Genomic DNA, 20931 nt, shown 5'->3' with positions numbered 1-20931 from the left:
CGACGGTGTCCGGCGGGCCGGCGGTGTCCGGCGGGCCGGCGGTGTCCGACGAGCCGGCGGTGTCCGACGAGCCGGCGGTGTCCGACGAGCCGGCGGTGTCCGACGAGCCGGCGGTGTCCGCCGTGGCTGCGTCCGGCGCGTCCGGCGCGGCGCGCGCCGGGGTCCCCGCCGCTGCGAGCCGGGACCCCGGCGCCGGGTGCGGCGTGGATCACGCGGGCGCGGGCGGCCGGACGCGGTGCCGCCCCGGTGCCGCCCCCGGTCGGCGGACCGGATGGTGGGGTTCGGCGCCGCGGGTGGACACTGCGTCCATGCCGTCGACCGCGGGCCCCCCGCTCCCCTGCCGCTGGGCTTCCCCCGACACGCGCCGGAGGGCCGCGCCCGGCCCGAGCACCGGCGCCCGCGGCCGGAACCCGCACCGCGACCCGCCGCGACCGCCGGACCGCGGCGCCGACCCCGGCCCGGCGGGAGGGCCCCGGGCATGACCGCGACGACCCGCTCCACGACCGGCGCCGCGCTCGCGGCCCGCCGCGCCGCCGCGGTGGCCGCCGGCGTCAGCAGCCTGCTGCCCGCGCACTTCGCCACCCGCGCCGAGCCCGGCGTCCTGCGCGACCAGGACGGGGCGCGGCTGATCGACCTCGGCTCCGGCATCGGCGTGACCAGCGTCGGCAACGCCGCGCCCGCCGTCGTGGCCGCGGTCCGCCGGCAGGCCGCCGAGTTCACCCACGCCTGCTTCACGGTCAACCCCTACGAGGGCTACGTCGCGGTGTGCGAGCAGCTCAACGACCTGACGCCGGGGACGCACGAGAAGCGCTCCGCGCTGTTCAACTCCGGCGCGGAGGCCGTCGAGAACGCCGTCAAGGTCGCCCGGCACGCCACCGGCCGGTCCGCCGTGGCGGTGTTCGACCACGCCTACCACGGCCGCACCAACCTCACCCTCGCGCTCACCGCCCGGAACATGCCCTACAAGCAGGGGTTCGGGCCGTTCGCCGGGGAGGTCTACCGCGCACCCGCGTCCTACCCCCTGCGCGACCCGGCGGGCCTGACCGGGGCCGGGGCTGCCCGGCGGGCGATCACCCACCTGGAGAGCCAGGTCGGCGCGGACAACCTGGCCGCCGTGCTGGTCGAGCCGATCCAGGGCGAGGGCGGCTACATCGTGCCCGCGCCCGGCTTCCTCCCGGCGATCGCCGACTGGTGCCGCGCCCACGGCATCGCGCTGGTCGCCGACGAGGTCCAGACCGGGTTCTGCCGGACCGGCTCCTGGTTCGCCTGCGACCACGAGGGCGTCACGCCGGACCTGGTCGCCACGGCCAAGGGCATCGCGGGCGGGCTCCCGCTGGCCGGGGTCACCGGCCGCGCCGACCTGATGGACGCGGTGCACCCCGGCGGGCTCGGCGGCACCTTCGGCGGCAACCCGCTGTCCTGCGCCGCCGCCCTGGCCACCATCGACGTGATGCGCGCGGACGACCTGGCCGCCGCCGCCCGCCGGATCGGCGACGCGGTCACCGGGCGCCTCGGCCCGCTGGTCGCCGAGCACCCCGGGCTCGCCGAGGTCCGGGGGCGCGGCGCGATGATCGGCCTGGAGTTCGTCGGCCCCGGTGACGCGCCGGACCCCGACCTCGCCCGCCGCGTCGCGGCGCGCTGCCACGAGGCGGGCGTGATCGTGCTCACCTGCGGCACCCACGGCAACGTGATCCGCCTGGTCCCGCCGCTGGTCATCCCCGCCGACGTCCTCGACGAGGGCCTGGACGCCCTGGTCCGCGCCATCCGCTCCGACTGACCCCCGCGCGGGGGGTGGCGGGGCCCGATCGGGTGGCGGCGACGCCCGGCGGACCGCGTTTCCCGGTCACCGGCCCGGGTAGTCGACCGGTATGAGCGACGAAGCCTTCCCCATCGGCGACTACGACCACCTGGAGCTGGGCGACCTGCACCACCGCATCCGGGCGCTGTCCGAGGACGAGCTGCGGCAGGTGCTCGACCACGAGCGCGCGCACGCCGACCGCGTGGCGGTCGTCCAGCTGCTCGAGACCCGGTTGGCCGAGGTCCGCGACGGGGCCGAGCCGTCCGGCGGCGACCAGCGGGCGGCGCAGGCGCGGTCCGCGGACCCCGGCGCGCCCGAGGTGTCGCCCGCGCACTCCCCCGACCCGAACACCCCGCTGCGGCACGGCGTGGCCGGCCAGACGCCGGCCCGCGGCCGCCCCTGACGCCGCTCCCCCGCCGGGCGGCCGGGCGCCGCCCGGCGCGGGGGCCGGTCAGGTGTAGTAGACGCCGATCCGGTTGCCGCCGATGTCGTGGACGGCGATGTCCAGGTCGAACACCGCGCCCAGCAGCTCGGGGGTCATCAGCTCCGCGGTGGGCCCCTGCGCCAGGACCGCGCCGTCGCGCATGGCGATCACCCGGTCGGAGTGGCAGGACGCGAAGTTGATGTCGTGCACGACCAGCACGACGGTCTTGGCGAAGTCGCGGGCCATCCGCCGCAGGCGGCGCATCATCTGCACGCTGTGCCGCATGTCCAGGTTGTTCAGCGGCTCGTCGAGCAGCACGTAGTCGGTGTCCTGGCAGAGCACCGCGGCCACGTGCGCGCGCTGGCGCTGGCCGCCGGAGAGCTGGTCGAGCTGCCGGTCGGCGAACTCCTCCAGCTCGAAGTAGGCGATGGCCTCGTCCACGGCCGCCAGGTCGGCCGCGGTCAGCCGGCCGCGCGAGTGCGGGAACCGGCCGAAGGCCACCAGCTCCCGCACGCTGAGCCGGACCCCGGTGTGGTTGTCCTGGCGCAGCACCGCCAGGCGCTTGGCGAGCACGGCGCCGGGGGTGGCGGCCACGTCCAGGCCGTCGACGGTGACCCGGCCCGAGTCGGCGGGCAGCAGCCGGCCGATGATCGACAGCAGGGTGGACTTGCCCGCGCCGTTGGCCCCGATGATCGAGGTGACGCCGCCGGGCGCGATGGTCAGCGACACGTCGTCGAGGACCTTGGTCGCGCCGTAGGACTTGGTGACGTTGCGGACCTCGATCACCGCTTGGCCTCCCGGATGAGCAGGGCGATGAAGTAGACGCCGCCCACGAAGTTGATGATCACGCTCAGCGCGGTGTCGAGCCCGAACACCCGCTCCAGCACCAGCTGCCCGCCCACCAGCGCCACCACCGACAGCAGCGCCGAGGCCGGCACCACGACCCGGTGCCGGGCGACGCCCGAGAGCTGGCGCGCCAGGTTGGCCACCAGCAACCCGAGGAACGTGATCGGCCCGACCAGCGCGGTGGCCACCGACACCAGCACGGCGACCGCGACCAGCGCCTGGTTGACCACCGAGCGGTGGTCGACGCCCAGGTTCAGCGCGTGCTCCCGGCCCAGGGCCAGCACGTCGAGCCGCCGGAACAGCCGGCCCGCCCACAGCGAGACCACCGCCACCAGCACCGCCGAGACCGCCAGCAGGCGGCGGTCGACGCTGGTGAAGCTCGCGAACAGGCTGTCCTGCAGCACCACGAAGTCGTTGGGGTTGATCAGCCGCGCGGCCAGCGACGACAGGCTGGAGAACAGCGTGCCGCAGATGACGCCGACCAGCACCAGCACGTAGAGGTCGCGGCTGCGCCGGTCGAACAGCCACCGGTACAGGGCGCCCGCGAAGACGACCATCACCACGACCTGCCCGGCGAACAGCAGGCGCGGGTCGGCCGAGCTGAGCGCCAGCGCGCCGAAGGCGAACACGACCAGCGTCTGCACCAGCACGAACAGCGAGTCGAACCCCATGATGCCCGGGGTGAGCACGCGGTTGTTGGTGACCGTCTGGAACAGCACGCTCGACACCGCCACGGCGCAGCCGACCACGACCATCGCGGCGACCTTGCGCACCCGGATGCCCAGCGCGTACTCCCAGTTGCCGCGCAGGGCGACCAGGCAGAAGGCGGCCACGGCCACCGCGGCGGCCAGCGCGAGCAGCGCCAGGACGCGGTGCTCGCGGCGGCGCGCGCGGGCGAAGACCTCCGCCGAGCCGGCCGCGCTCACCGGGCGCCGTTCCGGGCGCGCAGCACCAGCAGGACGAACAGGACGCTGCCCACCACGCCGGCGACGGTCTCCACCGGGATCTCGTAGGGGTGGCGGACCACCCGGCCGATGACGTCGCAGGCCAGCACGAACGCCGCGCCGGCCAGGGCGGTGACCGGCAGGACCCGGCGCAGGTTGTCCCCCAGCAGCATGGTGACCAGGTTCGGGACGACCAGCCCGATGAACGGGATGTTGCCCACCGTCACGACGACCGCGGCCGTGGTCGCCGAGACCAGCAGCAGCCCCAGGTTGACCACCCGGTCGTAGTGCACGCCGAGGTTGACGGCGAAGTCGCGGCCCACCCCGGCCACGGTGAACCGGTCGGCGTAGAGGTAGCAGGCCACCGTCACCGCCGCCGCCACCCACAGCAGCTCGTAGCGCCCGCGCAGCACCGAGGAGAAGTCGCCGTTCATCCACGCCGACAGCGACTGCAGCAGGTCGGCGCGGTAGGCGAAGAACGTGGTGGCCGCCGAGATCACGCCGCCGAGCATGATGCCGACCAGGGGCACCACCATCACGTCGGCGAAGGTGAGCCTGCGCAGCACCCACAGGAAGAACAGCGTGCCCAGCAGCGCGAAGCCCAGCGCCACGGCCATCTTGACCAGCACCGACTCCGCGCCGAGGAAGGCCGTGGCGACGAAGACGCCGAACACGGCCGACTCGGTGGTCCCCGCCGTGGACGGCGAGACGAAGCGGTTGCGGGTGATGTGCATCATCACCAGGCCCGCCACGCTCATCGCCGTCCCGGCCAGCAGGATCGCCAGCAGCCGCGGCAGGCGCGACTCCAGGAACAGCAGCGCCGCGCCGGAGTCGGCGCGCAGCAGGCCCAGCGGGCTCAGCTCGCCCACCCCGACGAACAGCGAGGCGAACGCGGCGGGGACCAGCAGGGCGCCCGCGAGCGCCACGTGGCGCCCGCGGACCTCCCGCCGCCGTCCGGTCGTGGGGCTCACGACAGGCTGTCGCCGATCGCCGCGACCATCGACTCGACCGAGCTCAACCCGGTCGGCGCGATGTACCACTCGAACGGCGAGAGGTAGACCACGCGGTTGTTGCGGGCGGCGTTGGTACCGTTGACCAGCGCGTTGTCCAGCACCTGGCGGGCGGCCTGGCCGTTGTCGCCGATGGCCGAGTCGCGGTCGACGACGTAGAGGACGTCCGGGTTGGTCTGGGCGATGAACTCCGCCGAGACGGCGTTGCCGTGGGTGTCGGTGCCCAGCCCCTCGGCGGCGGGCGTCACGCCCAGCGGGTCGTGGACGATGCCGAAGCGCGAGCCGGGCCCGTAGGCGCTGATCTTGCCGCCGGTGGTGAGCACGACCAGGCCGCGCTTGCCCTGGGCCGGGTTGCGGCCGGCCACCTCGGAGACCTTCGCGGTCAGCGCGTCCAGCCGTTCGCGCACCTGGTCCTGCTTGCCGAAGATCGCGCCGACGGCCTCGACCCGCTCGCGGAAGCTCGCCAGGAACTTCGCGTTGTCCACCGACACGTCGACGGTCGTGGCGATCTTGGACAGCTCCGGGTAGGCCGCCGCCGACCGGCCGCCGACGATGATCAGGTCCGGGGCCAGCTCGTTGACCTTCTCGTAGTCGGGCTCGAACAGCGTGCCGACCTTGGTGTACTTCTCGCCCGCGTACTCGGCCAACCGCTCGGGCAGCCCCTCCAGCTTCGGCACGCCCACCACCGGCACGCCGAGGTCGTCGAGCGTGACCAGGGCGCCGATGTCGAACACCACCACCTTCTGCGGGGTGGCGCCGATGGTGGCCGTGCCCTGCGCGTGCGCGACCGTGACCGGTCCGGACGACGCGGGCGCGGCGGGCGTGTCGGCCGACCCGCTCCCGCAGGCGGAGAGCACGAGCAGGGCGAGGGCGGCCAGGGCCGCGGTCAGCCCGCGGCCGGTCGCGCGGTGGCGCATGGGAGCTCCTTGCAGTGGGGTCGCGCGAGGGGACCCCGGCCGCGGTCCGCGACGCGCGCGGGGGTACGGCAGGGGCGCCACTGGTGCACTCTCCTCGACGCTGGGTCCGAAGTGGTGTCCCGGCCGGCGCCGACTGCTGGGCGAAGCCCGCGCAAAAGGAGCTGTCCAAGCCCCCGAACGGCCGAAACTTAGGAAAGGCTAAGTTATCGGTGTGGACGGTTCAACAACGTCCGGGGTGCTCAATATCACGTGCGAAACCGCTGGTCACAGCGCTGCGACTGTGTGCAGGGCGGCTGCGTCCGGCCGATCGGGCGCGCCACCGCCGCCGACCGGGGCCGGACCGCCGGCCGGGCTGCCCCGGCCGGCGGCGCCCCTCGGCGTCAGGCGGTCTCCCCCGCGTCGTCGACGGGCGGCGTGCCGTAGGTGAAGTAGGTCTCCCGCGGCAGGTTGGTGCCGCCGATGGCCGTGGCCGTGTCGATGTCGGCCATGGTCCACGTCTTCATCTCGAAGTCCGGCTCCAGCTCCAGGATGCCGGGGTCGCCGAACAGCTCGATCCGGTTGCCGCCGGGCTCGAACACGTACAGGAACGAGCCCTGGGTCAGGCCGTGCCGGTCCGGCCCCGCCTCGATGGTGATGTCGTAGTCGCGGAACATCTCGGCCGCGTCGACGGTGTGCTGCTGGATCCCGTAGTAGAACGCCACGTGGTGCAGGCGCCCGCGCGCGCCGCGCGCGTCGTGCATGATCGCCAGCTCGTGGCCGAGGATGTTGCTGCTCAGCCACGCGCCGATCTCGACCTCGCCGTCCACCACGCGCTCCCGGGTCTGCATCCCCAGGTACCGCTCGAAGGAGTTCTTCACCGGCGTGACGTCGCTGGCCAGCAGGTTGAGGTGGTCGATGCGCTTGACCGGCAGGCCCCGCAACGGCTTCTTGGACGGCCGGGTCAGGATCTTGCTCTTCAGCTCCGGCGGCGCCTGGTACTTCTCCACCTCCCACAGCAGGTTCATGCGGTGGCCGTCGGGGGTGTCGAACTGGAAGGTCTTGCCGTAGCCGTAGTCGCCCTCGGTCCACGTGCCCTCGACGTTGCCGTCGCGGATGGCCTTCACGCGCCGCTCCAGCGCGGCGGGCGAGGACGTGCGCATGGCGAAGTGGTCCATGCGCGGCTGGGCGGCCTCGGTGACCTTGAGGCTCCACTGGTAGGGGTCCTCGTAGCCGCGCAGGTACACCGACTGCCCCTCGCGGTGCGTCTCGTACATGCCGAGCAGGTCCTTGAAGAACCACAGCGTCCCGTCGGGGTCGGGGGTGTGCAGCTCCACGCGGGCAAGGTGTGCGACCTCGTGGCGGCGGAATTCGTCGTCCAATTCGGACATGGAGCCTCTCCTACTCGGTGTGCTGGGGCTGCTCGGTGTGCTGGGGCTGCTCGGCGTGCTCGGTGGCGGCAGCCGCGGCGGCGTTCCGCTCGGCGATGGTCACGTCGCCCGCCGCCCAGTGCTCGGGTGCGATCTCGCGGATGACGACGCGGATGTTGGCCTTCGGGGCCCCGACCGCGCGGTGCGCGGCCTCGGTCAACTCGTGGATGAGCGCCCGCACCTGCTCGGGCGTGCGCCCGGCGCCCAGCGACACGTCGATGAACGGCACGGCTCAACCTCCTGCGACGGTCACGGTTCCGAGGGTGGTGAAGTGCGCGGCGACGCGGGCGCCGGGTGTCACGTGGACGGCGTCGGTCATGCCGCCGGTGAGCACCACCCAGCCGGGCTCGACGGCGAGGCCGCGCTCGCCCAGCAGGTTGGCCGCCAGCGCCAGGGCCTCGGCGGGGTGGCCCTGGACGGCGGCGCCGGCCGCGGCGTCCTCGACCTGCCCGTCGACCTCCAGCAGGCAGGCTTCGTGCGCCAGGTCGAGCCCGTCGGGCGTGCGGCCGACCGGCCCGAGCGAGAACAGCCCCGACGAGCTGTTGTCCGCCACCGCGTCGGCCATCGTGAACTTGAAGTCGCGGTACCGGCTGTCGATGATCTCCAGTCCACCGTGGACGGTCGCGACCGCGCGCAGCGCGGTCGCCGACGTCACGCCCGGACCGGCCAGCCGGTCGCCCATCACGAACACGATCTCCGGTTCGGCGCGCGGGTGGATGAGGCGCTCGCGCGGCAGCGGCGCGCCGGCCGGCAGCACCATGGCGTCGGTGAGCCAGGCCAGCGACGGGAAGTCGATGCCCATGCGGCGCTGCTTGGCCCGCGAGGTGAGGCCGAGCTTGACGCCGATGAGCCGCTCGCCGCGGTCCAGGCGGCGGCGCAGCGCCTCGAACTGCACGGTGTAGGCGGTGGCCAGGTCCAGGTCCGGCCACTGCGCGGTGATCGGCCCGCGCGAGGTGCGCGAGGCTTCGGCGTCGAGCAGCACCTGCGCGGCGCGGCCGACGTCGCCGGGGCGGATCTCTCCGGTCATCGGACCTCCTCCGCTGCGGGCACCAGGCGGGCGGTGGCCACGCCCAGGCCGGCGACGGACACCACGGCGGTGTCGCCCGGCCCGACGGGCACGGCGCGGGTCATCGAGGAGACCAGGACGAGCTGCCCGGCCCGCGGCCGGGCGCCGGTGCGGGCCAGCCACACCAGGGCCTCCAGCGGCGAGCCGAGCAGCACGCCGCCCGCGCCGGTCTCGGCGATCTCGCCGTTGCGGTGCACCAGGCAGCCGGCCAGGCGCAGGTCCACCGCGTCGAGGCGGGCCGGCGCGGTCCCCGGCGCCACCGCGCGCGCGCCGTCCTCGCCGACGACCTCCACGGCGGGCGCCACGTGCTCCACCGCGCGCGCCGCGTCGAAGACCGTCGCGTCCTCGTCCAGCGCGCGGCCGAGCGCGAACAGCAGGCCCGAGTGGAGCTTCGACGCCGCGGCGACCGGCGTCCGGCCGAGGTGCAGCTGCGCGGTGAGCAGCAGGTCGGTCGTGGGTTCGTCGACGCCCAGCTCGCGGCGGTGCGCCCGCGAGGCCGCGGTGACGACGTGGCCGCACGTCGCCGCTCCCGGCGGGGCGGTCGCCCGGGCGTCCCGGGTGGTCCCGGTCGTGGTCATGGCGGTCCTTCCTGTGGACGGGAGGGGCGGGGTCAGCGGATGCGGAGCATGACCGCGCGGGGCTCGGTGAAGAACTCCCGCGAGTACTCGCCGCCCTCCCGGCCGACGCCGCTGCTGCCCTCACCACCGAACGGCAACCGCAGGTCGCGGTCGAAGTAGGTGTTCACCCACACGGTTCCGGCGCGCCACCGCGCGGCCAGCCGGTGGGCCCGGTCGAGATTGCTCGTGAAAAGAATGCCCGACAGGCCGTAACGCGAGGAGTTCGCCAGGCGAATGGCTTCCTCCTCGGTGTCGAACGGCATCACCGCTTCCACCGGGCCGAAGATCTCCTCCTGCGCGGTCCGGCATTCATTGGTCAGCCCGGTGATGATCGTCGGGGTGTAGTAGAAACCCCCGGCGAGCCCGCCGGCGGTCAATTGTGAACCACCCGCGACTATTGTGCCGCCTTCGGCGCGGGCCAAGTCCACGTAGCCGTGGACCTTCTCCAGGTGCCGCTGCTCGATGAGCGGCCCCATGTCGGTCGCAGGATCCTTCGGGTCTCCGACGACCATCTTCGCCGCCGCCTCGGCGAACCGGGCGAGGAATTCGTCGTGGATACCCCGCTGGACGAACAGGCGGGTGCCCGCGAAGCACACCTGGCCGTTGCCCGCGAACGCCGCCTTGATCGACTCCGGCACGGCGACGTCCAGGTCGGCGTCGTCGAACACCAGGTTCGCCGACTTGCCGCCCAGCTCGGCCGACACCGGCGTCAGGTTCGCCGCGGCGGCGGCCATGATCTTCGCGCCGGTGGCGCTCGACCCGGTGAAGGTGATCCGGTCGACCCGGGGGTCGCTGGTCAGCGGCCCGGCGACCTCGTCGCCGCCGTACCCGTGGACGATGTTGAGCACGCCCTCGGGCAGCCCGGCCGCCAGCGCCAGCTCGCCGAACCGGGCGGCGGTCAGCGGCGTCTGCGGCGCCGGTTTGAGCACCACGGTGTTGCCGAAGGCCAGGGCGGGCGCGATCTTCCAGCTGGCCAGCATCAGCGGGGCGTTCCACGGGCTGATCGCGCTGACCACCCCGGCCGGCGGGTGCAGCGTGTAGGACAGCAGCGGCCCGTCGGGGTAGGCGTGGTCGCCCGCCGCGGCGGCGTAGTCGGCGAAGAACCGCAGGTTGTGGGCCACGCGCGGGATGTCGGCGTGCCGGGTGACCCGGATGGCCTTGCCCGCGTCGCGCGTCTCCAGGTCGGCCAGCTCCTCGGCGTTGGCCTCGACCGCGTCGGCCACCGCGTGCAGCACCGCGCGCCGCTCGCGGGGCGTCATCGCGGGCCAGGGGCCCTCGTCGAACGCCGTCCTGGCCGCGCCGATGGCGGCGCGCGCGTCGTCCTCGGTGCCCCGCGCGACCGTGGCCAGCAGGCGGTTGTCGTGCGGGTCGCGGGTCTCGAAGGTGGCGCGCCCCTCGACGGCGACGCCGTTGATCAGGTGGTGCACGGCGCGCGGCGCGGAGCCCGCCTGCGCGTCTGGTGACTCAGGCACGTTCATCCCCCAACCCGGGTCCGCTCAGCGGACAAAGTCATCAAGGAATCCTATGGACAACCGAAAATCTCCGGCGGACCTTTTCGAAGCGCGCGAAAAGATCACCCCGGACGGGGTGCGGTGGTCGACGAGGGGAAACTGGAAGGGAAGCGCCGGACCAGGCGACGGTGTGGACCAAAAGGCCCAGCGCGGTGCCCGGAATGCGTGACCAGTAACCTCGACCCATCTTCCACACGGGACCGGCGCGGGTCAAGCAAGTGCTTCAGGACACACCTGGTGGACCGCCCGCCGACTCGGTTGACCGGGGTGACACCGCCGTGTAGCGTCGAAGCCGGGTCGTTCTGGTAAAGCTGCCGGCCGACCACGGGAGAACGGCGAGGGGGATTCGCCGGCCCGCATTGGTTCCTTGGGGGGAATCCTATTCTTTTCGCCGAAACGGCGGCGCGCTCACGCGCGCCCGGATTTTGTGCTGCCCGATCCGCGTCTGGGGGCAGGCGCGCGAATCGACCAGGAGGGACACAGGTGAGCTGGACGCCATGCGCAGCGACACTCGGCTAGGCATCATCGGCGGCGGCGCCTCGACCGTGTGCCTGCTCGACGCACTCGCCCGCTCCGACGAGCGCGGCGGTTCGGTGACGGTGTTCGACCCGTCGCCGCACCTGTGGCGCGGCAGGCCGTACCAAAGGGACGTCGAGGCGGTTCGGGTCAACATCGCGCCCGAAGGCATGACCATCCGAAGTGGTGACAAAGAGCACTTCACGCGTTGGCTGGACCTGCGCTACCCGCGGGTTCCCGGCGTGGACGACCACACCGATCCCTTATGCGGCATCAGGTTCATCCCACGTGGACGCTACGGCGAGTACCTGGAGGACTCGGCGCGGGCGGCGCTGGCGCGGCTGGCCGAGAACGGCTGGCTGGTGCGGGTGATCCGGGAGCAGGCCGTCTCGGCCCTCCCCTCCGATGATGGGATCACGATCAGGACCAAGGAGCGCAACGAGTTCCCGGTCGACCAGGTGGTGCTGTGCACCGGGCGCGGCACCCCGCCCGACGACTACGGGCTGTCCGGTTCGCCCGGTCACGTCGCCGACCCGTACCCGCTGACCCGCACCCTGGAGCAGGTGGGCCCGGACCAGGACGTCGCGGTGCTGGGCAGCGGCCTGACCGGCGTGGACGTCGTGCTCGCGCTGGCCGAACGCGGCCACCGCGGGCGGGTGCACCTGTTGTCGCGCAGCGGGATCCTGCCGATGGTGCGCCAGCGCGCGATCGAGCACGAACTCGTCCACTTCCGCCCCGACGAGCTGCGCGAGGCCGCGCTGCGGGGCGAGACGATCCCGCTGCGGCGGCTCGTCACCGCGATGCGCGACGAGCTGACCGCCGCCGGCGAGGACCCGGCCGTCATCACCGCCGAGCTGGCCTCGCTGGGCGTGGAGGACCCGACGGCGCGGCTGCGGCGGCACCTGGCGGCCGTGGACTCGCCGGACCGCGCGCTGCGCATCCTCCAGCAGGCGGTCCCCGCCGCCGGTCCCGACGTGTGGACGGTCCTGGCCGAGGACGAGAAGGCCGAGCTGCTGCGCCACCACTACCGGGCGCTGATGAGCATCTGCTGCCCCATGACCTCGGCCGCCGCGCGGACCCTGGTCGACCTCGTCGACGCCGGCCGGCTGTCCGTCGTCGCCGGGCTGGAGGGGGTCGTGCCGCGCCCCGGCGGGGGTTTCGCCTTCACCGCGGGCAGGACCCGGACCGAGGTCGACGTCGTGGTCAACGCCGTCAACCCCGCCGTGCGCTCCACCTCGGCGATGGCCCGCCCGCTGGTGGACGGGCTGGTGGCGGCGGGGCTGGCCCGCCCGCACCCGCGCGGCGGCGTGCACGTCGACCGGGCGACCAGCCGGCTGACCGTCGACGGCGTGCCCGACCCGCGCTACCACGCCCTGGGCGACCTCGCCGGCGGCACCCTGTTCTTCACCTTCGGGATGCCGTCGCTGGTCGACCGCGCCCGCGACATCGTCGACGACCTGCTGCTGCTCGACGCCGCCGACGGGCTGACCGCGGCCGGCACGACCCTTCAGTCCGCATGACCGCGCCCGACAGCGCCGCACCGGAGGAACCCATGACCACCGTCGCACCCGCTCCGGGGACCACCGGGGCACCCAACGGCAACTCCCCGATGAACGGCGCCCAGTACCTGGAGTCGCTGCGCGACGACCGCGAGGTCTACATCTACGGCGAACGGGTGCGCGACGTCACCGCGCACCCGGCGTTCTACAACAGCGCGCGCAGCATCGCCCGCCTCTACGACGCGCTGCACGAGCCGGAGGCCGAGGGCGTGCTGCGCGTGCCGACCGAGACCGGCAACGGCGGGTTCACGCACCCGTTCTTCAAGTCCGCCCGGTCCGCCGAGGACCTGGTCCGCTCCCGCGACGCGATCGTGGCGTGGCAGCGCCTGGTCTACGGCTGGATGGGCCGCACCCCCGACTACAAGGCCGCCTTCCTGGGCACGCTCGGGGTGAACTCGGACTTCTACGGCGAATACCGGCAGAACGCGCTGGACTGGTACCGGCGGGCCCAGGAGCAGGTGCTGTACTTCAACCACGCGATCGTCAACCCGCCGATCGACCGGCACAAGCCGGCCGACGAGACCGCCGACGTGTGCGTGCACGTCGAGCGGGAGACCGACAGCGGGCTGGTCGTCTCCGGCGCGAAGGTGGTGGCCACCGGCTCCGCGCTGACCAACGCGAACTTCATCGCCCACTACGGGCTCCCGCTGCGGGACAAGCGGTTCGGCCTGGTGTTCACCGTGCCGATGGGCTCGCCCGGCCTGAAGCTGTTCTGCCGCGCGTCCTACGAGATGGCCGCCAAGGCGATGGGCACCCCGTTCGACTACCCGCTGTCCAGCCGCATGGACGAGAACGACGCGGTGATGGTGTTCGACAAGGTGCTGGTGCCCTGGGAGAACGTGTTCATGTACGACGCGGAGGCGGCCAACTCCTTCGCCAACGGGTCGGGCTTCGTCAACCGGTTCACCTTCCACGGCTGCACCCGCCTGGCCGTCAAGCTCGACTTCATCGCCGGGTGCGCGCTCAAGGCCGTGGAGATGACCGGCACCTCCGGTTTCCGGGGCGTGCAGGCGCAGGTCGGCGAGATCATCAACTGGCGCGACCTGTTCTGGGGCCTGTCCGACGCCATGGCGAAGTCGCCGGAGCCGTGGGTCGGCGACAGCGTGCAGCCGAACCTGCGCTTCGGGATGGCGTACCGGACGTTCATGGGCGTGGGCTACCCGCGCATCAAGGAGATCCTCCAGCAGACGCTGGGGTCCAGCCTGATCTACCTCAACTCGCACGCCGCCGACTGGAAGAACGGCGAGATCCGCCCCTACCTCGACCGGTACCTGCGCGGGTCCAACGGCATCGAGGCCATCGACCGCGTCAAGCTGATGAAGCTGCTGTGGGACGCGGTGGGCACCGAGTTCGGCGGCCGGCACGAGCTGTACGAGCGCAACTACGGCGGCGACCACGAGGCGGTGCGCTTCCAGACCCTGTGGGCCTACGAGGGCTCCGGCATGGCCGACCAGCTCAAGGGGTTCGTCGACCGGTGCCTCGGGGAGTACGACCTCGACGGCTGGACGCAGCCGGACCTGTTCGACCCGGCGGACATCTCCGTCGTCACCCGCGGTTGAGGCGACCGCACTGCCCTGGGGAGGTTGCGATGACCGGGAGCACGACCGGGGGTCTGCTCGACGCGGGCGACGTGGACCCGACCCGGCTGCGGCGGGCCATGAGCCGGTTCGCCAGCGGCGTGACGGTCGTCACGACCGCCGTCGACGGGCCGGACGGCCCCGAGGCCCACGGGATGACGGCCAACGCGTTCCTGTCGGTGTCGCTGTCCCCGCCGCTGGTGCTGGTGTCGGTGGCGGCCGGGGCGCGGTCGCACCGGCGCATCGCCGACACCGGCCGCTACGGCGTGTCGGTGCTGCGGGCGGAGCAGCAGGCGCTGTCGCGGCACTTCGCCGGCGTCGAGGCCGCGCCGGAGCAGGTGCGCTTCGACTGGCGCGACGGCCTGCCGCTGATCGACGGGGCGCTGGTGCAGCTGGCCTGCACGGTCCGCGCGTCGCACCCCGCGGGCGACCACGTGCTGCACGTGGCCTCGGTGGACCGGCTGTGGGCCGATGACGGCGCGCCGCTCCTGCTCTACAACGGAAGACCACGCACGCTGCGGCCTGCGCCGGAGGAGCGACCGGCGCCCGGGACGACGGGACTGAGCCAGTGACCACGAACGGCATCGGGTGGCAGGAGGTGTTCGCGCGGCACGTCGCCGGCGACACCGGGGACGAGATCACCGCCATCCTCAAGCAGGCGGGCGGCGACGGGACGATCGCCTTCTCCGGCGGTTTCCCGCACCCGCGGACCTTCCCCAGGGCCGCCCTGGAGGAGGGGATGCGGCACGCCCTGGAGCAGCCCGCCGGCCTGCAGTACGGGCCGACGGCCGGGTTGCCCGGCCTGCGGGACTGGTTCGCCGGGTGGCTGGAGCGCCACGACGGCGCCCGGCCCGCCGAGGAGGAGCTGATCGTCACCAGCGGCGGGATGGAGGGCCTCGGCCTGGTCGTCAAGTCGCTGCTCGACCCCGGCGACCGGGTGCTGGTCGAGGGGCCGACGTTCATGGGCGCCCTGGTGGCCTTCCAGCGCTCCCTGGCGCGGGTGGAGGCCGTGCCGGTGGACGCCGACGGGCTCGACGTGGACGCGCTGGCGGCGCTGCTGGCCGGGCCGGGGCCGCGGCCCAAGCTGCTCTACACCATCCCCGACTACCAGAACCCGACCGGCGTGAGCCTGTCCACGCCGCGGCGGCGCGCGCTGGTGGAGCTGGCCCGCCGGCACGGGCTGCTGCTGGTGGAGGACGTGGCCTACCGCGAGCTGGGGTTCGACGGCGAGCGGCGGCCGAGCCTGTGGTCGCTGGCGCCGGAGGTGGTGGCGCAGGTGGGCACGTTCTCCAAGACGTTCACGCCCGGCATGCGCCTGGGGTGGGTGGCCGCGCCCGCCCCGCTGGTCGAGCAGCTGGTCCGGGCCAAGCAGAACACCGACCAGTGCACCTCCGGGCTCGCCCAGCTGCTGCTGGAGGGCTACGGGCGGTCCGGGCGGTTCGACGCGGGCATCGCGGCGTCGCGGTCGTTCTACGCGGCCCGCAACGCGCTGATGACCGGGGCCCTGGCCGAGCACCTGCCGGCGGACGTGGCGTTCACCCGCGCCACCGGCGGCTTCTTCAGCTGGCTGACCGCGCCCGACCACGTCGACCAGGGCGTCTTCCGGGAGCGGGCGCGGGAGGCGGGGGTGACCTACGTGCCCGGCACCGCGTTCTACCCCGACCGGCGGGGCGGCCACGAGCTGCGCCTGTCCTACAGCCGGGTGGACGACGACCTGATCACCGAGGGCGTGCGCCGGCTCGCCGCCGCCTACACCGCCGCCGCCCGCTCCGCCACCGCCTGACCACTCACGAGAGGCGCCGAAGACATGGAAGCCGTCTACAACGAGGCCGTCCGCCCGCCCGCCGAGCAGGTCGCCGCCTTCCAGGAGGTCCTGCGCTCCTACAGCCCGAGCTGCCTGGTCGCCGACGCCTCGCCGGAGGTGGGCGCGATCGGCGGGTGGCAGGTGGTCAAGCGCGAGCACGTGGTGGCCGGACCGGCCCTGACCGTGGACCTGCCGGCCGACCTGCTGGTGGACATCCTGCCGGTGCTGCCCCGCGCGCACCCCGGCGACGTGGTGGTGCTGGCCTGCCACGGCCGCGTCGACATGGCCATGTGGGGCGGGCTGATGACCACCCTGTCGAAGATGGCGGGCATCGCCGGCGCCGTCGTGGACGGGGCCGTGCGCGACGTCGACGAGCTGCGCGAGCTGGACTTCCCCCTCTGGTACCGCACGGCCCACCCGCGCCGGTGCCCGCCGGTCGTGCCCGGGCAGAGCGCGCCGGTGCGGGTCAACGTGCCGATCGAGGTCGGCGGCGCGCTGATCCGGCCGGGTGACATCGTCGTGGCCGACGAGAACGGCGTGGGCGTGGTGCCGCCGGCGGAGGCGGACGCCGTGCTGGCCGGCGTGCGGGACCTGCTGGCCAAGGAGGACGTGGTGCGCGACCTGATCAACGGCGGGGCCACCCTGGACGAGCTGCTGGCCCGCTTCGGCCACATCTGACCGCAGGCGCGCCGCCCGCGCCCCGCTCGGGCGGCGGCCGACGCGATAAGCTCGCCGGGGGCGGCCGGCAGGGGGCGCCGACCACCGGGAAAACCGTTCACCACAGGCGGAAACGTCCGCACCGCTCCCCTAGACGACGTGACCAGAGGAGAACTACGTGACGAGCCAGCTGATCGCCGACAGCGCGGGTTCGGTGGCCGATTTCAAGGTGGCGGACCTGTCGCTGGCCACGTTCGGCCGGAAGGAGATCCAGCTCGCCGAGCTGGAGATGCCCGGCCTGATGGCGCTGCGCGAGGAGTACGGCCCGCAGCAGCCCCTGGCCGGCCGCAGGATCGCGGGTTCGCTGCACATGACCGTGCAGACCGCCGTGCTGATCGAGACGCTGGTCGCCCTGGGCGCGGACGTCCGCTGGGTGAGCTGCAACATCTTCTCGACGCAGGACCACGCCGCCGCGGCCGTCGTGGTCGGCCCCGAGGGCACGGTGGACAAGCCGCAGGGCCAGTCGGTGTTCGCCTGGAAGGGTGAAACGCTGGAGGAGTACTGGTGGTGCACCGAGCAGCTGCTGAAGTGGCCGGACGGCAGCGGGCCGGACTCGATCGTCGACGACGGCGGCGACGCCACGCTGCTGGTGCACCTGGGCGCGGAGTACGAGGCGGCGGGCGCGGTGCCGGCCGACGCCGAGGGCGACTCCGACGACCAGCGGCTGATCCTGGAGACGCTGCGCCGCTCGCTGGCGGAGGACCCGACGCGCTACACCGAGATGGCCAAGCGGATCGTCGGCGTCACCGAGGAGACGACCAACGGCGTCAACCGGCTCTACCAGCTGCACCGGGCGGGCAAGCTGCTGTTCCCGGGCATCAACGTCAACGACTCGGTGACCAAGAGCAAGTTCGACAACAAGTACGGCATCCGCCACTCGCTGATCGACGGCATCAACCGGGCCACCGACGTGATGATCGCGGGCAAGCTCGCGGTCGTGTGCGGCTACGGCGACGTGGGCAAGGGCGCCGTCGAGTCGCTGCGCGGCCAGGGCGCGCGCGTGGTCGTCACCGAGATCGACCCGATCTGCGCGCTGCAGGCGGCGATGGACGGCCTGGACGTGGTGCACCTGGACGACGTGATCTCCCGCGGCGACATCTTCGTGACCACGACCGGCAACCGCGACATCATCATGGCCGCCGACATGGTGAAGATGAAGCACAACGCCATCGTCGGCAACGTCGGCCACTTCGACAACGAGATCGACATGGCGGGCCTGGCCCGCGTGCCCGGCGTGGAGCGGGTCGAGATCAAGCCGCAGGTCCACGAGTGGCGGTTCCCCGACGGGCACTCGATCATCGTGCTGTCCGAGGGCCGGCTGCTGAACCTGGGCAACGCCACCGGGCACCCCAGCTTCGTGATGTCGTCGTCGTTCTCCAACCAGACGATCGCGCAGATCGAGCTGCACACCAAGCGCGACCAGTACCCGGTGGGCGTCTACATGCTGCCCAAGCACCTGGACGAGAAGGTCGCGCGGATGCACCTGAGCGCGGTCGGGGCGAAGCTGACCACCCTGACCGAGGTGCAGGCGAGCTACCTCGGCGTGAACGTGGAGGGCCCGTTCAAGCCGGAGCACTACCGCTACTGACGCACCACCGCACGACTTCCACCGCGATCGGCTGCTCCCGCCCCCCGCGCGGGGGGCGGGAGCAGCCGATCGTCCTGCGCACCGAAGGACCCGCGATGTTCAACTTCTCCAGCGCCGCGAACACCGACGACCGGTACCTGCTCGTCCTGGGCGCGGACATCCTCTTACGCGAGCGCGCCGTGGTCTCGGCGGTGCGCACGTTCCCCGGCCCGGTGCTGGGCATGAGCGAGTCGCCCGCATCCTCGCCGCTGCACCGCTTCTTCGACCACGTGCTCCAGGCCGACTACTACGACGCCGAGGCCGCGCTGGAGGCGGTGCGGGAGTTCGAGCGGCGCACGGGCCTGCGGCCGGCCGCGGTGGCGCCGATCATCGAGATGTGCGTGCACGTGTCGGTGGCGATCTCCCGGCACTACGGGCTGCGCACCCTGTCCGACGAGGCGCTGGCGCGCTCGCGCGACAAGCACACGATGAAAGAGGCGTTCGAGGCGGCGGGCGTGCCGTGCGCGCGGCACCGGCTGTTCTCGACGCTGGAGGAGCTGCGGGCGGCGGCGGCGGAACTGGTGTTCCCGCTGGTGCTCAAGCCCCGCGACTTCGCGGGCAACGTGGGCACGGTCAAGGTGGACGGGCCCGACGGGCTGCCCGCCGCGTTCGACTACTGCCGGGATTCGCTGCTGGAGATCGCGCCGGTCTACGACTTCGCCGACGGCCGGTTCCAGGCCGAGGAGTTCGTGGCCGCCACGCACGAGGTGTCGGTGGAGGTCGCGAACTGGGACGGCCACCGGGCCGTGGTCGCGGTGACCGACAAGGCGAAGTCCGGCCCGCCGTACTTCACCGAGCGCGGGCAGCTGGTGCCCAGCCGGGACAGCGACAACGCCGCCCTGCGGCAGGTGGCGCTCGACGCGTGCGCGGCGCTGGACATCACCCGCGGCCTGGCGCACGTCGAGGTGCTCGTCGACGGCGATGACCTCAGCGTCGTGGAGGTCGCGGCGCGGCCGGGCGGCGACGGCATCATGGACCTGATCGACCGCGTGTACGGGTTCAGCCCGTACGACGTGCACTACGCCTCCTACCTGGGGCCGTTCAGCGGGTTCCCGGACTTCGACCGGCCCGCGCGCGGCATCGGCGCGACGACGTTCCTCAAGGCCCCGCCCGGGACCTTCACCGAGGTGCGGTCGGTGGACGCGCTGACGCCCGACGAGGTGGGCCTGTACCCGACGGCGAAGGTGGGCGACGTGTCGCGCTCGCTGACGTCCTACCTGGCGCGCGACGGCGTGCTGGAGGTGTTCAAGCCGGGCCCGGCCGCCGACGGGGCGGAGGGCTTCCGGGCCTACGCCGACGACCTGGCGGCCAAGCGGACCGACGAGCTGTTCACCGTCGCGCCCGAGGCGTGAGCCCGGCGCGGGGCCGGTGCGCGCACCGGCCCCGCGCCCGGGGGTCAGGCCGTCTCGACCACCAGGGTGCGGCGGACCTCGGCGAGCGCCGCGGCCAGCTCCGCCCGGTCGCCCGCGGCCAGCAGCACCTGGCCGACGCGCTGGTTGGACGAGCGCGCCGCCTGCACGACCGAGCCCCGCTCCACCAGCACGCCCGCCTCCACCACGGCCTTGTGCTCGCGGACCTGCTCCAGGCCCCGCACGGCGGTGACGGTGCCGGCGGGCGCGAGCGGCAGGTAGCCGGCGGCGTACCGGATCGGGCCGGTCGGCGGGTCGGGCAGGTCGCGGCCGAGCGCGACGCGGGCGACCAGCTCGAACCAGTCGTGCCCGTAGGTCAGGCCGAGCAGGTCCATCAGGTGGTCGCCGGGGGTGCGGACGGCGACCTCGATCAGGACCGGGCCCTCGGCAGTCAGCCGGAACTCCAGGTGTACCAGGCCGCTGCGCATCCCCAGGGCCCGCAGGACCTCGCCGCCGAACCCGTCGACCCGCCGCCGGGTGGCCTCGGGCACGTCGGGGGCGGTGCGGTGGGCGACCTCGATGAAGTGCGGCGGCCCGGTGGTCTCCTTGGCGGTGAGGTTCGCGAACCACACCCGGCCCTCGTGGACCAGGGCCTCCCAGCTGTACTCGGGGCCCTCGACGGCCCGCTCCACCAGCAGCCGGCCCTCGCCCGCGCGGCGCGCCGCCGCCTCGTCGAACGCCGCGGCGCCGGCCACCAGCTCCACGCCCATGCTGCCCGCCAGCGACAGCGGCTTCACCACGACCGGCAGCCGGTCCAGCGCCCACTCGCGCGCCGCGGCCAGGCCGTCGGTCACCAGGTGCTCGGGCTGGGCGATGCCGGCGGCGGCGAAGCGGCCCCGCTGCAGGGCCTTGTTGCGCGACAGCACGCCCGCCCGCAGCGACGGGCCCGGCAGGCCCAGCTCGTCCTGCACCAGGGCGGCCGCGGTGACCTGCGGCTCGCTGAACGCGATCACGCCGTCCGGGCGCTGCGCGGCGACCGCCGCCCACGCCGCCTCGGCCCACAGCTCGTCGGAGTCACCCCGGCTGATCGTCAGGTGGTCGACCAGGTCGGCGATCGCCCCGGCCTTGGCTGCGGTCTCGACGGCGACCACGCGGGCCCCCAGCCGGCGGCCGGCCGCCAGGTAGGGCAGCCCCATCCGCCCGACCCCGACCAGCAACAGCGTCTGCACCACTTCTACCCCCA

19 protein-coding genes are annotated in these 20931 nt (G+C 73.5%); 9 read left to right on the top strand and 10 right to left on the bottom strand.

The annotated features are described in order from the left end of the window. Positions 1-478: 478 nt before the first annotated feature. Together gabT and JOE68_RS28775 are read left to right on the top strand one after the other, a co-directional pair. Positions 479-1777, top strand: coding sequence for a 4-aminobutyrate--2-oxoglutarate transaminase (gene gabT / locus JOE68_RS28780; RefSeq protein WP_204845509.1), 1299 nt, complete (start codon positions 479-481; stop codon positions 1775-1777). Between the two features lie 91 nt (positions 1778-1868). Beyond that, positions 1869-2201, top strand: coding sequence for a DUF8129 domain-containing protein (locus JOE68_RS28775; RefSeq protein WP_204845508.1), 333 nt, complete (start codon positions 1869-1871; stop codon positions 2199-2201). Positions 2202-2249: 48 nt separating this feature from the next. Here JOE68_RS28775 and JOE68_RS28770 read toward each other — a convergent pair whose 3' ends face one another. The 9 genes from JOE68_RS28770 to JOE68_RS28730 form a co-directional block, all read right to left on the bottom strand. Beyond that, positions 2250-3008, bottom strand: coding sequence for an iron ABC transporter ATP-binding protein (locus tag JOE68_RS28770; protein WP_204845507.1), 759 nt, complete (start codon positions 3006-3008; stop codon positions 2250-2252). Further along, positions 3005-3994, bottom strand: coding sequence for an iron chelate uptake ABC transporter family permease subunit (locus tag JOE68_RS28765; RefSeq protein WP_204845506.1), 990 nt, complete (start codon positions 3992-3994; stop codon positions 3005-3007). Before JOE68_RS28765 ends, JOE68_RS28770 begins: the two co-directional genes overlap by 4 nt. Next, entirely contained in the window at positions 3991-4983 is a 993-nt protein-coding gene (locus JOE68_RS28760; RefSeq protein WP_204845505.1) for an ABC transporter permease, read from the bottom strand. Before JOE68_RS28760 ends, JOE68_RS28765 begins: the two co-directional genes overlap by 4 nt. Further along, positions 4980-5939 carry a siderophore ABC transporter substrate-binding protein gene (locus JOE68_RS28755; protein WP_204845504.1) on the bottom strand — a complete coding sequence of 320 codons (960 nt, stop codon included), beginning with the start codon at positions 5937-5939 and terminating at the stop codon, positions 4980-4982. Before JOE68_RS28755 ends, JOE68_RS28760 begins: the two co-directional genes overlap by 4 nt. Before the next feature lie 380 nt (positions 5940-6319). Next, positions 6320-7306 (bottom strand): VOC family protein, encoded by a 987-nt coding sequence (locus JOE68_RS28750; protein WP_204845503.1) that lies wholly within the window; start codon positions 7304-7306, stop codon positions 6320-6322. Between the two features lie 10 nt (positions 7307-7316). Further along, on the bottom strand, positions 7317-7574 hold the full coding sequence (gene thmT, locus JOE68_RS28745) for a 2-hydroxymuconate tautomerase (protein ID WP_204845502.1): 258 nt from the start codon (positions 7572-7574) through the stop codon (positions 7317-7319). Between the two features lie 3 nt (positions 7575-7577). Then, complete coding sequence (locus JOE68_RS28740; RefSeq protein WP_239562386.1) at positions 7578-8372, bottom strand: 2-keto-4-pentenoate hydratase; 795 nt, start codon at positions 8370-8372, stop codon at positions 7578-7580. Then, positions 8369-8989, bottom strand: a complete 621-nt coding sequence (locus JOE68_RS28735; protein ID WP_204845501.1) for a 2-keto-4-pentenoate hydratase — start codon at positions 8987-8989, stop codon at positions 8369-8371. Before JOE68_RS28735 ends, JOE68_RS28740 begins: the two co-directional genes overlap by 4 nt. A 32-nt stretch (positions 8990-9021) precedes the next feature. Then, complete coding sequence (locus tag JOE68_RS28730; protein WP_307819957.1) at positions 9022-10500, bottom strand: aldehyde dehydrogenase; 1479 nt, start codon at positions 10498-10500, stop codon at positions 9022-9024. Between the two features lie 536 nt (positions 10501-11036). Here JOE68_RS28730 and JOE68_RS28725 point away from each other — a divergent pair. From JOE68_RS28725 to JOE68_RS28695, 7 genes are all read left to right on the top strand, one after another. After that, entirely contained in the window at positions 11037-12575 is a 1539-nt protein-coding gene (locus JOE68_RS28725; protein ID WP_204845499.1) for an FAD/NAD(P)-binding protein, read from the top strand. Positions 12576-12607: 32 nt separating this feature from the next. Continuing rightward, positions 12608-14173: a 4-hydroxyphenylacetate 3-hydroxylase family protein gene (locus JOE68_RS28720; RefSeq protein WP_204845498.1), complete on the top strand. Its 1566-nt coding sequence runs from the start codon at positions 12608-12610 to the stop codon at positions 14171-14173. 29 nt (positions 14174-14202) lie between these two features. Continuing rightward, positions 14203-14763: a flavin reductase family protein gene (locus JOE68_RS28715; RefSeq protein ID WP_204845497.1), complete on the top strand. Its 561-nt coding sequence runs from the start codon at positions 14203-14205 to the stop codon at positions 14761-14763. Beyond that, positions 14760-15974 carry an aminotransferase-like domain-containing protein gene (locus JOE68_RS28710; protein WP_204845496.1) on the top strand — a complete coding sequence of 405 codons (1215 nt, stop codon included), beginning with the start codon at positions 14760-14762 and terminating at the stop codon, positions 15972-15974. Before JOE68_RS28715 ends, JOE68_RS28710 begins: the two co-directional genes overlap by 4 nt. A 24-nt stretch (positions 15975-15998) precedes the next feature. Next, complete coding sequence (locus JOE68_RS28705) at positions 15999-16673, top strand: RraA family protein (RefSeq protein WP_204845495.1); 675 nt, start codon at positions 15999-16001, stop codon at positions 16671-16673. A 157-nt stretch (positions 16674-16830) separates the two neighbouring features. After that, on the top strand, positions 16831-18300 hold the full coding sequence (gene ahcY, locus JOE68_RS28700) for an adenosylhomocysteinase (RefSeq protein ID WP_204845494.1): 1470 nt from the start codon (positions 16831-16833) through the stop codon (positions 18298-18300). A gap of 95 nt (positions 18301-18395) precedes the next feature. Beyond that, the gene (locus JOE68_RS28695; protein ID WP_204845493.1) at positions 18396-19691 is read left to right on the top strand and encodes an ATP-grasp domain-containing protein; all 1296 of its coding nucleotides are present in this window, start codon (positions 18396-18398) and stop codon (positions 19689-19691) included. Between the two features lie 44 nt (positions 19692-19735). Here JOE68_RS28695 and JOE68_RS28690 read toward each other — a convergent pair whose 3' ends face one another. Then, complete coding sequence (locus JOE68_RS28690; protein ID WP_204845492.1) at positions 19736-20917, bottom strand: ATP-grasp domain-containing protein; 1182 nt, start codon at positions 20915-20917, stop codon at positions 19736-19738. Positions 20918-20931: the final 14 nt, after the last annotated feature.

Source organism: Saccharothrix algeriensis, from assembly GCF_016907655.1.
GTDB classification, from domain to species: Bacteria; Actinomycetota; Actinomycetes; order Mycobacteriales; family Pseudonocardiaceae; genus Actinosynnema; species Actinosynnema algeriense.
This window is presented reverse-complemented; position numbering and strand designations above follow the sequence as displayed.